Raw genomic sequence first — 13,245 nt, 5'->3', positions numbered from 1 at the left:
GTTGAAATCGAACACATCACGGCGCCGCGGTGGCGGCGGCTTTCCCTGGCTGCAGGCTGCGGGTAGCAGCCAGCGGCATGCCCTGCTCGATCAGGCCCGCATGCAGTGCGGCGCCCAACGGCAGGATCTCGTCGTTGAAGTCGTAACGGCTGTTGTGCAGGAAGGCGCCACTGCGGGCGTCCTGGCCGATGCGCAGATAGGCACCGGCCTTCTTCTGCAGCATGAAGGAAAAATCTTCGGCGCCCATGCTGGGCTCCAGGTTGCGATCGACGTTCTTCGCGCCGACCAGCGCCTGCGCCACGTCGGCCGCGAACATCGCTTCGGGCGCGGTGTTGATCGTGGCCGGGTAGATGCGTTCGTACTTGATCGTCGCGGTCGCGCCAAAGCCGGTGGCAATGGCCGTGCACAGCTCGCTCAGTCGCTGCTCGACCTGCGCCTGCACGCGTGCGCTGAAGGTGCGCACGGTGCCGACCAGCGTGGCCTCGCCCGGGATCACGCTCATCGCGCCGAGGTCGCCAGCCTGCACGGCGCAGATGCTGACGACGGCCGCGTCGATGGGACGCACGCTGCGCGACACGATGGTCTGCGCCGCGGTGATGATGTGCGCGGCCACCACGACGGGGTCGATGGTCTGGTAGGCATGCGCGCCGTGGCCGCCCTTGCCCTTGATCTCGATCGTCACGCGATCGGCCGCGGCCATCATCGCGCCGCGGTTGATGCCGACGGTGCCGGCCGGCATCGCGGGCCAGTTGTGCATGGCGTAGACGGCGTTCACCGGGAAGCGGTCGAACAGGCCGTCTTCGATCATCACGCGCGCACCGGCCAAGCCTTCTTCGCCGGGCTGGAAGATCAGCACGGCGGTGCCGTCGAAGTCGCGCGTCTCGGCCAGGTAGCGCGCGGCGCCGACGAGCATGGCGGTGTGGCCGTCGTGGCCGCAGCCGTGCATCAGGCCGTCGTTGGCGGAGCGCCAGCCGAAGTCGTTGTCCTCGCGCATGGGCAGCGCGTCCATGTCGGCGCGCAGGCCGATCATGCGGCCGCTGGCCGTCGACTTGCCGCGGATGACGCCGACCACGCCGGTCTTGCCGATGCCCTCGTGGATCTCGTCCACGCCGCAAGCCCGCAGTGCTTCGCGCACGCGGCCCGCCGTGTAGACCTCTTCGAAGCCAAGCTCGGGGTGGGCGTGCAGGTCGCGACGAAAGGCCGTGATCTCGGGGTAGAAGCTGGCGATGTGCGCGAAGGCCCGGCCGGAGGCCTGCAGGCGCGGCGTTGCGGCAGCGGTTGCGACACTCACCTCAATGGCCTCCCGCCTTGCCCACGCGCAGCCGCGGATCGACCACGAAGTACAACAGGTCGACCACGAGGTTGATCACCACGAAGATCAGCGCGATCAGGCACAGGTAGGCGGCCATCACCGGAATGTCCGCGAAGGTCACGGCCTGGATGAAGAGCAGCCCCATGCCGGGCCACTGGAACACCGACTCCGTGATGATCGCGAAGGCGATCAGGCCGCCGAGCTGCAGGCCGGTGATCGTCATGACCGGCACCAGCGTGTTCTTGAGCGCATGGCCGAAGTGGATCGCGCGGTTCGACAGGCCCCGTGCGCGCGCGAACTTGATGTAGTCGGTGCGCAGCACCTCGAGCATCTCGGCGCGCACCAGCCGCATGATCAGCGTGAGCTGGAAGATCGCCAGCGTCACCGCCGGCAGGATGATGTGGTGCCAGCCGTCGGCCTTGAAGAGCCCGCTGGTCCACCAGCCGAACTGCACCGTGTCGCCGCGCCCGAAGCTCGGGAACCAGCCCAGCGTCACGGCGAAGACGAGGATCAGCAGGATGCCGATCAGGAAGGTGGGCAGCGACACGCCGAGCAGCGAGACGGTCATGAACACCTGGCTCATGAAGGTGCCGCGGCGCAGGGCGGTGTACACGCCCATCGGAATGCCGACGAACAGGGCCAGGGCCGCGGCCACGAGCGCGAGTTCGAGCGTGGCCGGGAAGCGCTCGCCGATCAGGCGCGACACCTTGGCGCCCTGGCGCAGGCTCAGTCCGAATTCGCCTTGCGCGGCGTTGACGAGGAAGTGCCAGAACTGCACGAAGAAGGGTCGGTCGAGCCCCAATGCGGCGCGCATTTCACGGATCTGGTCGGGCTTGGCATCCTGCCCCAGCAGGAACACGACCGGGTCGCCGACATATTGAAAGAGGAGGAAGGCAATGAACGCAACCGCGATCATCACGATCACGGCCTGGATCAGGCGGCGCAGTACAAAGGCAGTCATTCAGCAACAAGAGTGATCGCGGCATGCTAGCAGTGCAAGCAGCGTGCCCGCACGGGGGTTCCCCGGGGGTGGAGGCGCAATTTTTACGAGTGAGAACAGGCGCGTGCCAAAAGAAAAAGCCACCCGGCTTGCGCCGGGTGGCTTTCAGTCTTTCGATTCGAAGCTGGCTTGCGCCAGCATCAAATTAGAAAGCGTGACGGATACCGAAGTCGTAGCCGGTCGAGTTCTTCGGGGTGAAGACACCGCTGTTGATGAAGGCCGGGCCGCCAACGGTCAGGGCTGCACCGTTCTTGTTGCTCACGCGAGCAACGGTAGCGTACAGAGCCGTGCGCTTCGACAGGTTGTGCACGTAGCCGATAGCCAGCTTGTTAGCCTTCGGGTCAGCGATACGCGGCTGGAACAGCACTTGCGGCTGGTTCAGGTCGTACTTGACGCTCGAGTACGAAGCGCGGATCAGGCCAGCACCGACGGGCACGGTCACGCCGAGCAGGTAGCCGGTCAGGTCGGTGTCAGGCGTAGCGCCGACGAAGGGGGTGACTTCGTAGTCGACCTTGTTCTTGACGCGCGACACTTCACCGAACAGCTTCACGGGACCGAAGTCGTACGAAGCGCCCAGGTTCAGCGTGTTGACCTTGTTGGTCACGCCAGCGTAGAACTGGTCACCCGAGGTGCTGCTGCCATAGGCCAGCGCAACGTCCAGAGGACCGTTGGCGTAGCCGAAGCGGCCACCGACGTAACGGCCGGTGCGCGAGTTGTTCGCGACGTTAGGCGTAGCGGTACCAGGGCTGAACTTGTCCTTCTCGTGGAAGCCGTACTGCACTTGGCCGTAGAAGCCGCCCAGGTTCGGGGGCAGGAAGTAGCCGATGGTGTTGCTGGCGCGAACGTAGTTCGGATTGCCACCAAAGCCACCCGAACCGCCGGTGGTGTTGAAACCGCTGGCCGTCGAGATCAGGTTGGTGCCAACGCCGTTGGTGCCGAACGGATCGAACACGGTGTCGTTCCAGAACGTCGGGGTGTAATCACGGCCCAGACGAACTTCACCGAAACCACCCGACAGGCTCACGGTCGAGCGACGAGCGAACGTCGAAACGCCAGTTGCGCCGTCGTCGTTGGTGATCGGGGCTTCGAGCCAGAAGCTGGCTGCCAGGCCACCACCCAGGTCTTCCGTACCACGGAAGCCCAGACGGCTGGAGTTGTAACCCGAGTTAGCCAGAGCCGTGCGGCTGACCTTGACGCTGCCACGGTTCAGGTAGAACGGGTTCAGGAAGGTGGCGCCGTTCAGGTCACGCGAGGTGGACGAGTAGCCGCTGATCGACGCGTCGACCACACCAAACAGCGTGACGGACGACTGAGCCGAGGCAACACCGGCAACAGCCAGGGCAGCCAGAGCAACTAGAGATTTTTTCATTGCAAGTTTCTCCAAGGTTAAACATAGGGCTCCGGTGCGAAGGGCTCACCGTGACTGGCACTTTTGTGCTCCCACCGGACCCCGGGCCAACCTCCTTTTGGGAAGTTGATGCTATTGCACCAGAGCCGCTGCGGCAGGGCAAAACAAATCGCCCTAAATCTTGGAAGCCCCGCGTGTTTCGTTGCAGTCGTGCAACAAAGGACTTAGACGGGTGGTTTTGCCACGATATGAAACGAAATGTGCTGTCCTTGCATCGCCGGACAGGTGCGTTCAAATAGACCCATGACCGCCCTGCTCGACCCCGCCCTCACAGCCGCCGATGCGGCTTTGCGCACGCTTTTTGCCCGATCTCACGCCACCCGGTCGCTTCCGCCCGCGATCCAGCCGCAAGGTGAATTGAGCGAATCGGAGCGCCGCGAGGCCGGTGCGCTGATGCGCGTGAACCATGTCGGCGAAGTCTGTGCCCAGGCGCTGTACACCGCCCAGGCCGCCGTGGCGCGGGACCCGGCGTTGCGCGCGCACTTCCTGGAAGCCGCGCATGAAGAAACCGATCACCTGGCCTGGACCCGGCAGCGGCTGGACGACCTGGGCGCCCGCCCGTCCCTCCTGAATCCACTCTGGTATGCAGGCGCCTTCGGTCTTGGCCTGATTGCCGGACGCCTGGGTGACCCCCTGAGCCTCGGCTTTGTTGCCGAAACCGAACGGCAGGTGGAGGCACACCTCGAAAGCCACCTGGACCGCCTGCCGTCGACCGATCACGCGTCCCGCGCCGTGGTCGAGCAGATGAAGATCGACGAAGCCCGCCACGCCACTCAGGCCGTCGACGCGGGCGCCGCGGAACTGCCGGCCCCGGCCAAGGCCCTGATGCGCCTGGCATCGCGGGTCATGACGACCGTCGCCCACCGAATCTAGGGCCTTCGGTCGCCATCCAACGGGGGTTTCAGGTCTCGATCAGATCGAAGCTGGTCGTGATTTCCGCCGTCTTCGCCAACATGATGCTGGCGGAGCAATAGGTTTCGTGGCTGAGAGCGATCGCCCGCTCCACGGCGGTGGCCGGAATGCCCTTGCCCGCCACGGTGAAGTGCATGTGGATCTTCGTGAAGACCTTGGGGTCCTTCTCGGCGCGCTCGCTGGTCAGCTTGACGCTGCAGCGCTCGACGCGATGGCGCCCCCTCTTCAATATGAGCACCACGTCGTAGGCGGTGCAACCGCCCGTGCCCGCGAGCACGGTCTCCATCGGCCGCGCTGCGAGGTTCTGGCCGCCGTTCTCGGGCTTGGCCGCGTCCGGGGCGCCGTCCATCATCAGGACATGGCCGCTGCCGGTCTCGGCCACGAAGCCCATGGCCGATCGGGTGCCTGCGTCACCGGTCCAACTTACTGTGCATTCCATGGTGTTCAGCTCCAATTGGGATGAATTCGTGCGGAAAAATGCGCACCAAACATCAACTTGTGTGTGGGAAAAGCATCGCCTGCTTGTTGCATCGCAACAAAGGGTGGGTATACTCTATTTCATTGCTGCGCACTTCATGGTGCGCACCCAGTTGTCTCCTCCACCCTTCCAATTGGTGGATTTAGCCCCGAGTCGCAAGACTCGGGGCTTTTTTCTTTGTGCGTCCCGACGGCGGCGCCACTCTAGCCGTCCGCCCCGGAAGGGCAGCTGCTCTGGCTGCCCTGGCTGTTGCCGGTGTTGCCTCGGCTCAGTCGTCCGTCACGCTGTTTGGTGTGGTCGACGCGTCGATCAGCGGCTACTCGTCCACCTCGCGTGACCTGGGCAATGGCGTCACGTACGACAGGCTCGGCTTCCCCATCTACAACCCGTTCTACCTGAACCGCGGCAGCATCAAGGCAAGCCGCCGTGAACTGGCCCACTCGGGCTACAACTCCAGCCGTCTGGGCTTCCGTGGCACGGAAGACCTCGGTGGTGGCCTGGCCGCCAGCTTCTGGCTCGAGGCCCCGATCAGCAACGACGACGGCCAGACGGGCGTCTCGACATTCACGCGCCGTTCGACCGTGAGCCTGTCGGGCGGGTTCGGTGAAGTCCGCCTCGGCCGCGACTACACCCCGACGTTCTGGAACGACACCGTGTTCGATCCGTTCGGCACCAACGGCGTGGGCACCAACCTGGTCTCGACGGCCAACGGCTCGTTCGGCGGTTTCACCGGCTATGCCGACGGCAAGAAGCTTCCCGATGCCCTCAAGAACGTTCCGCAGCTCCCCGATGCCGGTGGCAGCAACTACGTTCGCGCCGGCAACAGCATCGGCTACTTCCTGCCGCCGAACCTGGGTGGTTTCTACGGCCAGGTGATGTACGGCTTCCACGAGAAGACCAAGTACAGCCCCGGCACCGCAACGCCCCTCACGGAAAACGCATCGCGCACCGGTCGCTATGTCGGTGGCCGCTTCGGCTACGCCAACGGCCCCCTGGATGTTGCGCTGGCTTATGGCAGCAGCACCGTTGGTGACCAGTTCTACGTCGGCACGACCACCAAGGTCAACACGCTGAACCTGGGCGCTTCGTACGACTTCGGTCCCGTGAAGCTGTTCGGTGAACTGTCGCGCGCCAAGAACAAGGTTGACTACGAAGTCGAACCGTACCTCGGCGGCCGTCCGGACATCGACCTGACCGGCTACCTGCTCGGCGTGACCGTGCCGGTCGGTGCTGGCCTGATCCGCGCTTCGTACTCGAGCGTCAAGTACGACGAGAACCTGGTTGCCCGCAACCCCTGGGAAGTGCTGCCCGCAGACAAGAAGGCCAACAAGCTGGCGATCGGCTACGTGCACAACCTGTCGAAGCGCACGGCCCTGTACGCCACCGTTGCTCGCGTGAGCAACAAGAACGGCGCATCGCTGACCGTCGGCGGCCCGGGCTTCCAAGGCACCGGGAACGGCTTCACGCCGAAGACCTCGACGGGCTACGACTTCGGCATCCGTCACGCCTTCTGATCGTTCGCTGTCGATTCACATGCTGGCCCACGCCAGTTTGAATCTGCAAACGCTCAAGCCGCCCGGTTCAAGCCGGGCGGCTTTTTGTCCTTCCTCAATTCATCCGGCCACGCCTGCTCTGCAGCAGCCCCACATTCATTTCTCCGCTCAGCACCGATGCGTAGAAACGCTCGACCATGTTGACACTCGTTCGTGCATTGCGCGCCAGCGTCAGCATGTCGATCCCCTGCCCATACAGGAGCCGCAACGTGATGGCCGTATGGCGCAAGCAATACAGCGTCCTCGACTGACCCAGCGGTCCTTTCTCGAGACCGGTCTTTTCGAGCACCCAGTGAAAGAAGAAATTGAGAACCGCCAGCGCGTGCTCGCGGTTCTTCAGGTGCGGCATGAAGATGTAGTCTTCCGCCCCGCCGAAACCATGGGTCTCGCGGTACGCGACCAGGCATTCATAGACACGAACGGCAGGTCGCAGGCTCACGATGGGCTGGCTGTGCCGCTTGGTCTCCGGCAGGTTCATCCGCAGGTAGACATGCTTGCCTCGCACCACCTCGATGTGCTTGTGCTTCATGAGCTTGATGTCGCTGGGACGCACGAAGGTGTTGACCATCCAGCGGATCAGCCACGGCAGCTCGTCGGGCATGACGAGCAATTCGCGTGCGATCCAGAAACGTTCGCCGGCCGTCAGCCGATCCAGCACCGGGTGCGAATGGCCGCGCAAGCTGCGCGCCGCCGCAATCAGCGCACGGTACTCCGCCACGCTGAAGCTGCCGCGCGGCTGGCTGCGCACCTTGACCTTCGGGAACACGGGGGCCTCGCGCAACGCACCGACGTGCACGCCATGCATGACCACCTTGCGCAGCAACACGAGGTATTGCGCGATCGTCGTGCTGGTGAAGCCTTGTTCGCCGAGGTGATCGATCAGGCGCTGCACGTCTGCGGTCGCGAACACAGCCACCGGCACATCGCCCAGCAACGGAACGATGTGCGCACGCAATCTGTTGCCCATGACCTGCCATGTGGGCCGTCCGATTTCGCCGCGTTGCACGCGCGCGGCCTCGGCCTGCATCAGTCCCTTCGAAAGGTCACTGACAGAAACTGATAACAAATTCTGCCCAACTGTTAGTGAATTAGCGGGCGTATGAATCGCGGGATAGGTGCGCGCAAAAAAACCGGAATCATTTGCAGCAGGAGCCTCGCGGAATAGGTTTATGACATTTGTGTCCATGCCATTCCCCGCATGCAATACCGATGCCTCTTATGATTGATGGTTAGCAAATGAAAACTCCCTGGAAAAGATCTTGCGCAATGCACCTGTTACTGCGGCGTTAACGCCCGCCGACTATCTCAGAAAAATCCTCAATGCGCGGGTCTACGACGTGGCTGTCGAGTCCGCTCTGGAGAAGGCACGCGCGCTCAGCGAGCGGCTTGGCAATACCGTGTTGCTCAAGCGCGAGGACCAGCAGCCCGTATTCAGTTTCAAACTGCGCGGCGCCTATAACAAGATGGCGCACCTGAGCAAAGCGCAATTGGCGAGCGGTGTGATTTGCGCATCGGCCGGCAATCACGCGCAAGGCGTGGCGCTCGGTGCGCGCAAGCTCGGCACGCGCGCAGTGATCGTGATGCCCGTGACCACGCCGCAATTGAAGATCGATGCGGTGCGTGGTTTCGGCGGCGAGATCGTGCTGCATGGCGACAGCTATTCCGACGCCTACCTGCATGCGCTCGAATTGCAGACGCAGCAGAACCTGACCTTCGTCCATCCCTTCGACGACCCCGACGTCATCGCGGGCCAGGGCACCATCGCGATGGAAATCCTGCGCCAGCACCAGGGTCCGCTCGATGCGGTGTTCGTGGCGATCGGCGGCGGTGGCCTCATCTCCGGCGTGGCCAACTACATCAAGGCCGTGCGGCCCGAGATCAAGGTGATCGGCGTCCAGATGAACGACTCCGACGCGATGATGCAATCGGTCGCCGCGCACCAGCGCGTGAACCTGCCCGACGTCGGCCTGTTCTCCGACGGCACGGCCGTCAAGCTGGTCGGCGAGGAAACCTTCCGCATCGCGCAGAACCTGGTCGACGGCTACATCTCGGTCGACACCGATGCGGTGTGCGCCGCCATCAAGGATGTCTTCGTCGACACGCGCAGCATCGTCGAGCCGGCCGGCGCACTGGCCGTGGCGGCGATCAAGCAGTACGCCGCCGAGCATGGCCGCCAAGGCGAGACCTACGCGGCGATCCTGTGCGGCGCCAACATGAACTTCGACCGGCTGCGCTTCGTGGCCGAGCGGGCCGAGGTCGGCGAGGAACGCGAGGCGCTTTTCGCGGTGACCATCCCCGAAGAGCGCGGCAGCTTCCGTCGCTTTTGCGAACTCATCAGCCAGCTGCCGGCCGGCGGCGCGCCGCGCAACGTGACCGAGTTCAACTACCGCATCAGCGATGCCGCCAAGGCCCACGTGTTCGTCGGCCTCACGACCTCTGCACGCGGCGAGTCGGCCACCATCGCGAAGGTCTTCATCGAACACGGCTTCGATGCGCTCGACCTCACGCACGACGAGCTCGCCAAGGAGCACTTGCGCCACCTGGTGGGCGGTCGCACGGGGCTGGCGCACGACGAGCGCCTGCTGCGTTTCGTGTTCCCCGAGCGTCCGGGTGCACTGCTCAAGTTCCTGAGCCTGATGCGGCCGAACTGGAACATCAGCCTGTTCCATTACCGCAACCAGGGCGCCGACTACGGGCGCATCCTCGTGGGCCTGCAGGTGCCGGCCGAGGAGTCGGCGGCCTTCGACAGCTTCCTCGAAACGCTGGGCTATCCCTGCGTCGAGGAAACGGCCAACCCGGCCTACCGCCTGTTCCTTCAGGCCTGACGCAAAGAAGAGAAGAGAAAGAAAAAGACCGCTGCGCTTACTGCGCGGGGGTCTGCGCCTGCGGCGGCGGCTCCATCGCGGCGCCCGCCGTGGCGGGAAGTTGCTGCTGCTGCGGCGGCATCACCATCGTCGGCATCGTGGCCGGCAACGGGCCTGCAGGCACAGCCGGCGACACCGTGGGCAAACCGGCAGGCGGCGTCGGAAGCCCCATGCTCAGCGGCGCACGCACCGGCAGCTGCAGCGTGAACGCCGCCGGCCCGTCGCGCTGGGCACCGAGCGTCGCCGCGCGCACGCCCACCGACTGCAGCACATAGCTCTCCCCGACCTTCGAGCCGACGCGGAACGGCCGCGGCGGCTTGCCGTCGATCGAGATCAGCGCCGCGCCCTGGTTCGACGGGTCCGCCACCACGCCCGACAGCGCGAAGCGGCTCGCGGCCTCCGGCGCCACGGGAGCGTTCGGCGTCACCGTGACCACGCCCAGCAACCGGGCCACCGCCTCGGCATCGGCCGCGACCGGTGCGCGCGGCATCGTGGCCGCCGCAGCCACGGCGTCGGCCGGAGAGGCCAGCCGCAGCGCCCAGAACACCGCGGCGCCCGCGGCCAACGCCCAAAGCCCCGTCGTTGCAAGTGGGGCATGCCAGCGGGCTGCGGAGTAAGGACTTGTCATGGCCGCGGATTATCATGCAGCGCGCTTACCGCCTCATGTCCCTGCAAGCTATGAACAAACTCCTTCGTTCCGTCTCCCGCACCGCACAACGCGGCTTCACGCTGATCGAACTCATGGTGGTGCTTGTCATCATCGGCGTGCTCGCTGCGCTGATCGTGCCGAACGTGATCGAGCGCGCCGACGACGCCCGCGTCACCGCCGCCCGCACCGACATCAACAACCTGATGCAGGCGCTCAAGCTCTACCGCCTCGACAACCAGCGCTACCCGACCGCCGAGCAGGGCCTGCAGTCGCTGCTGACCCGCCCCACCGCAGGCCCGGCCGCACCCAACTGGAAGCCCTACGTCGAGAAGCTGCCCAACGACCCCTGGGGCCATCCGTACCAGTACATGAACCCCGGCATCAAGGGCGAAATCGACGTGCTCTCCTTCGGCGCCGACGGACAGAGCGGCGGCGAGGGCAAGAATGCCGACGTCGGCAGCTGGCAGTAAGCGCATCGCCCCCGGCCGCGTGGTGGTGCCACCGCCTCGTGCAGCGCGCGGCTTCACGCTGCTGGAGCTGATCGTGGTGATCGCGATCATCGCCATCGCGACCGCCAGCGTGAGCTTCGCGATGCGCGACAGCAACGCCGCCGCGCTCGACCGCGAGGCCGACCGCCTCGCCGCCCTGCTCGAATCGGCCCGTGCCCAGTCGCGCGCCAGCGGCGTCATGGTGCGCTGGCGCCTTGTCGAAGGCGGCGGCTTCGTCTTCGACGGCCTGCCCGCCGACGCACTGCCCACCGGCTGGACCCACGCAGGCATCACGGCCCAGCCCATGCTGGGCGGCGACACGCCGGTGGCGGCGCTGCAGCTCGGGCCCGACCCCATCATTCCGGCGCAGCAGGTCATGCTGCACAGCGACGGCCCGCCCGCGCGCGTGCTGCGTGTCGCGACCGACGGGCTGCGGCCCTTCACCGTGTTCGCCGTGCCATGAGACAGCGGCTGCGGCGCCCCGCACGCCACCGCGGCTTCACGCTGGTCGAGGTGCTGATCGCGCTGGGCATCGTCGCGCTCGCGCTGGCGGCCGGCTCGCAGGCCACGATGTCGCTCACGCGCAATGCGCAGCGCCAGTCCGACCTCGTGCTGGCCGGCCTGTGCGCGGAAAACGAACTCGCCAAGGCGCGCCTGTCGCGGCAGATGCCGGCCGTCGGCGACTCGGGCTCCATCTGCCTGCAGGCCGGTCTCACCTTCCTCGTGACGACCACGACCGTGCCCACGCTCAACCCGAACTTCCGGCGCGTCGACGTGCAGGTGCGCGACGAGGGCAGCGCACCGCTGCTGCGCGTGTCGACCGTGGTGGGGCGCGTCTGATGACGAAGCCTTCGCGCGCACGCGGCTTCACGCTGATCGAGCTGCTGGTCGCCATCGCCGTCATGGCGCTGCTCGCGCTCGTGAGCTGGCGCGGCCTGGACAGCATGTCGCGCGCCACCACGCAGAACCAGCAGCGCGCCGACGCGGTGCTCACGCTGCAGGCCACGCTCGCGCAGTGGAGCGCCGACCTCGACGCCATCACCCTGCTCGCGCAGACCCGCCCGATCGACTGGGACGGCCGCGTGCTGCGCATGACGCGCCGCGGCAGCGACACCAGCACGCCGACCGTGCAGGTCGTCGCCTGGACGCTGCGCCCCGGTGCCGACGGCACGCGCTGGCGGCGCTGGCAGTCGGCGCCCTTCGCCACGCGCGGCGAATGGGTGCGGGCCTGGAACCTTGCGGCGGCCTGGGCCCAAGATGGCGCCGCGCCCACCGGCGGTGCCACCGATGTGGCGCTGATGCCGGTCAACAGCTGGCAGCTCGCGTACTTCCGCAACAACGCCTGGGTGCCGGCGGAGCCGCTGCCCGTGGCGGCGGCGAACCCGTCCAACCCGGCCGGCGCGCTCATCGCCATGCCCGACGGCGTGCGGCTGGTGCTGACCCTGCCGCCCGGCGACGGGCTCTCGGGCACGCTCACGCGCGACTGGGTGCGACCGACGCTCGGGGGGCCGCGCTCATGACCGCGCCGCAACGCCATCGCGTGGCAAGCACACGCCGCCAGCGCGGCGCCGCGCTGCTCGCCGCCATGCTGACCGTGATGCTGGTCGCCACCTTTTCCGCCGCCGCGCTCTGGCAGCAGTGGCGCTCGGCCGAGGTCGAAGGCGCCGAGCGCGCGCGCGTGCAGGCAGCCTGGGTGCTGATCGGCGCGCTCGACTGGTCGCGCCTGATCCTCGGCGAGGACGGCCGTGCCGGCGGCCCCGACCACCTCGGCGAGCCGTGGGCCGTGCCGCTCGAAGAGGCCCGCCTCACCAGCTTCCTGTCGGCCGAGAAGAACGTGGCGAGCGACAACCTCGAAGGCCTGCCCGACGCCTTCCTGTCGGGCCGCATCGTCGACGCGCAGTCCAAGCTCAACGTGCTGTCGCTGGTGGACGCCGGCAAACCGGTGCCGGCCAGCGTCGCCACCTTCACGCGCCTCTTCAACCTGCTCGGCCTGCCCGCCGGCGAGCTGACCCAGATGACCGCGCGGCTCGCGAGCGCGCTGCACACCGGCAGCACCGACGCCGCCTCAGGCGGTAGCGGCGGCGGCAGCAGCGATGCCAGCGCCGACACCGGCGCCGCCCCGCTGATGCCACAGGAAGTGGCGCAACTGGTGTGGCTCGGCCTCTCGCCCGCCACCGCCGCCGCGCTCGAGCCCTACGTGACGATCCTGCCGGAGCGCACCACGCTCAACCTCAACACGGCCAGCGCCGAGGCCATCAGCGCGAGCGTCGAATCGCTGGGCATCGCCAGCGCGCGCCAGCTGGTGGAGCGGCGCACCCGCTCCTTCTTCAAGAACATCGAGGAAGCCAACGCCGGCCTGCCCAGCGGCGGCTCGCGCTTCAACGCGGCCCAGCACGGCGTGGGCACCCAGTATTTCGAGGTGTACGGCCGGCTGCGGCTGGACCGCACCTGGGTCGAGGAGCACTCGCTGCTCTTTCGCAAGGGCCTGGCCGTGACCACCGTCTGGCGCACCCGTGGCGCGGGCGCCACCATGCCCCCGGCAAAACCCTGACGCCGCTTTCCTTTTCTCTGATCAAAACAC

14 protein-coding genes are annotated in these 13,245 nt (G+C 66.5%); 8 read left to right on the top strand and 6 right to left on the bottom strand.

Annotation, left to right across the window (positions count from 1 at the left end; translation table 11 throughout):
* Nucleotides 1-16: 16 nt before the first annotated feature.
* From AC1RGU_RS22660 to AC1RGU_RS22650, 3 genes are all read right to left on the bottom strand, one after another.
* Entirely contained in the window at nt 17-1,291 is a 1,275-nt protein-coding gene (locus AC1RGU_RS22660) for a M20 aminoacylase family protein (protein ID WP_070060001.1), read from the bottom strand.
* Nucleotide 1,292: 1 nt separating this feature from the next.
* Nucleotides 1,293-2,273, bottom strand: coding sequence for an ABC transporter permease (locus tag AC1RGU_RS22655; RefSeq protein WP_056573001.1), 981 nt, complete (start codon nt 2,271-2,273; stop codon nt 1,293-1,295).
* A gap of 184 nt (nt 2,274-2,457) precedes the next feature.
* Nucleotides 2,458-3,681, bottom strand: a complete 1,224-nt coding sequence (locus AC1RGU_RS22650; RefSeq protein ID WP_070094987.1) for a porin — start codon at nt 3,679-3,681, stop codon at nt 2,458-2,460.
* 282 nt (nt 3,682-3,963) lie between these two features.
* Here AC1RGU_RS22650 and coq7 point away from each other — a divergent pair, with 282 nt between their 5' ends.
* Nucleotides 3,964-4,593 carry a 2-polyprenyl-3-methyl-6-methoxy-1,4-benzoquinone monooxygenase gene (gene coq7, locus AC1RGU_RS22645; RefSeq protein WP_492697909.1) on the top strand — a complete coding sequence of 210 codons (630 nt, stop codon included), beginning with the start codon at nt 3,964-3,966 and terminating at the stop codon, nt 4,591-4,593.
* A gap of 28 nt (nt 4,594-4,621) precedes the next feature.
* Here the strand turns inward: coq7 and AC1RGU_RS22640 are convergent, their stop codons facing one another.
* Nucleotides 4,622-5,071 (bottom strand): OsmC family protein, encoded by a 450-nt coding sequence (locus AC1RGU_RS22640; RefSeq protein ID WP_062472691.1) that lies wholly within the window; start codon nt 5,069-5,071, stop codon nt 4,622-4,624.
* A gap of 272 nt (nt 5,072-5,343) precedes the next feature.
* Between AC1RGU_RS22640 and AC1RGU_RS22635 the strand changes: the two genes are divergently transcribed.
* A complete protein-coding gene (locus AC1RGU_RS22635; protein WP_492698278.1) occupies nt 5,344-6,624 on the top strand; it encodes a porin in 1,281 nt (426 codons plus the stop codon).
* A 94-nt stretch (nt 6,625-6,718) separates the two neighbouring features.
* Here AC1RGU_RS22635 and AC1RGU_RS22630 read toward each other — a convergent pair whose 3' ends face one another.
* Nucleotides 6,719-7,849 carry a site-specific integrase gene (locus tag AC1RGU_RS22630; protein ID WP_492697910.1) on the bottom strand — a complete coding sequence of 377 codons (1,131 nt, stop codon included), beginning with the start codon at nt 7,847-7,849 and terminating at the stop codon, nt 6,719-6,721.
* Nucleotides 7,850-7,922: 73 nt separating this feature from the next.
* Here AC1RGU_RS22630 and ilvA point away from each other — a divergent pair, with 73 nt between their 5' ends.
* Nucleotides 7,923-9,488, top strand: a complete 1,566-nt coding sequence (ilvA, locus tag AC1RGU_RS22625; RefSeq protein ID WP_240531311.1) for a threonine ammonia-lyase, biosynthetic — start codon at nt 7,923-7,925, stop codon at nt 9,486-9,488.
* Nucleotides 9,489-9,525: 37 nt separating this feature from the next.
* Here the strand turns inward: ilvA and AC1RGU_RS22620 are convergent, their stop codons facing one another.
* Nucleotides 9,526-10,155: a type II secretion system protein N gene (locus AC1RGU_RS22620; RefSeq protein WP_492697911.1), complete on the bottom strand. Its 630-nt coding sequence runs from the start codon at nt 10,153-10,155 to the stop codon at nt 9,526-9,528.
* A gap of 50 nt (nt 10,156-10,205) precedes the next feature.
* On the opposite strand from AC1RGU_RS22620, the gene gspG reads away from it, so the two are divergent.
* From gspG to gspK, 5 genes are read left to right on the top strand one after another with little or no spacing between them, the layout of a single operon-like run.
* Nucleotides 10,206-10,646: a type II secretion system major pseudopilin GspG gene (gene gspG / locus AC1RGU_RS22615; RefSeq protein ID WP_492697912.1), complete on the top strand. Its 441-nt coding sequence runs from the start codon at nt 10,206-10,208 to the stop codon at nt 10,644-10,646.
* The gene (locus tag AC1RGU_RS22610; protein ID WP_492697914.1) at nt 10,621-11,127 is read left to right on the top strand and encodes a prepilin-type N-terminal cleavage/methylation domain-containing protein; all 507 of its coding nucleotides are present in this window, start codon (nt 10,621-10,623) and stop codon (nt 11,125-11,127) included. Before gspG ends, AC1RGU_RS22610 begins: the two co-directional genes overlap by 26 nt.
* A complete protein-coding gene (gene gspI / locus AC1RGU_RS22605) occupies nt 11,124-11,504 on the top strand; it encodes a type II secretion system minor pseudopilin GspI (protein ID WP_492697915.1) in 381 nt (126 codons plus the stop codon). Before AC1RGU_RS22610 ends, gspI begins: the two co-directional genes overlap by 4 nt.
* Complete coding sequence (locus AC1RGU_RS22600; RefSeq protein WP_492697916.1) at nt 11,504-12,184, top strand: PulJ/GspJ family protein; 681 nt, start codon at nt 11,504-11,506, stop codon at nt 12,182-12,184. The genes gspI and AC1RGU_RS22600 overlap by 1 nt, the downstream gene beginning before the upstream one ends.
* Nucleotides 12,181-13,215, top strand: coding sequence for a type II secretion system minor pseudopilin GspK (gene gspK / locus AC1RGU_RS22595; RefSeq protein ID WP_492697918.1), 1,035 nt, complete (start codon nt 12,181-12,183; stop codon nt 13,213-13,215). Before AC1RGU_RS22600 ends, gspK begins: the two co-directional genes overlap by 4 nt.
* The last annotated feature ends 30 nt before the right edge of the window (nt 13,216-13,245 follow it).

This window comes from Variovorax sp. GW823-FHT02B07 (assembly GCF_058797695.1).
This window is presented reverse-complemented; position numbering and strand designations above follow the sequence as displayed.

What these genes read in the sequence shown, in the direction of transcription:
- AC1RGU_RS22630 (WP_492697910.1), bottom strand. Translation starts at nt 7,849, where the DNA reads ATGGACACAAATGTCATAAACCTATTCCGCGAGGCTCCTGCTGCAAAT.
- coq7 (WP_492697909.1), top strand. Translation starts at nt 3,964, where the DNA reads ATGACCGCCCTGCTCGACCCCGCCCTCACAGCCGCCGATGCGGCTTTG.
- gspI (WP_492697915.1), top strand. Translation starts at nt 11,124, where the DNA reads ATGAGACAGCGGCTGCGGCGCCCCGCACGCCACCGCGGCTTCACGCTG.
- AC1RGU_RS22600 (WP_492697916.1), top strand. Translation starts at nt 11,504, where the DNA reads ATGACGAAGCCTTCGCGCGCACGCGGCTTCACGCTGATCGAGCTGCTG.
- AC1RGU_RS22640 (WP_062472691.1), bottom strand. Translation starts at nt 5,071, where the DNA reads ATGGAATGCACAGTAAGTTGGACCGGTGACGCAGGCACCCGATCGGCC.
- AC1RGU_RS22620 (WP_492697911.1), bottom strand. Translation starts at nt 10,155, where the DNA reads ATGACAAGTCCTTACTCCGCAGCCCGCTGGCATGCCCCACTTGCAACG.
- gspK (WP_492697918.1), top strand. Translation starts at nt 12,181, where the DNA reads ATGACCGCGCCGCAACGCCATCGCGTGGCAAGCACACGCCGCCAGCGC.
- AC1RGU_RS22610 (WP_492697914.1), top strand. Translation starts at nt 10,621, where the DNA reads ATGCCGACGTCGGCAGCTGGCAGTAAGCGCATCGCCCCCGGCCGCGTG.
- AC1RGU_RS22655 (WP_056573001.1), bottom strand. Translation starts at nt 2,273, where the DNA reads ATGACTGCCTTTGTACTGCGCCGCCTGATCCAGGCCGTGATCGTGATG.
- AC1RGU_RS22650 (WP_070094987.1), bottom strand. Translation starts at nt 3,681, where the DNA reads ATGAAAAAATCTCTAGTTGCTCTGGCTGCCCTGGCTGTTGCCGGTGTT.
- gspG (WP_492697912.1), top strand. Translation starts at nt 10,206, where the DNA reads ATGAACAAACTCCTTCGTTCCGTCTCCCGCACCGCACAACGCGGCTTC.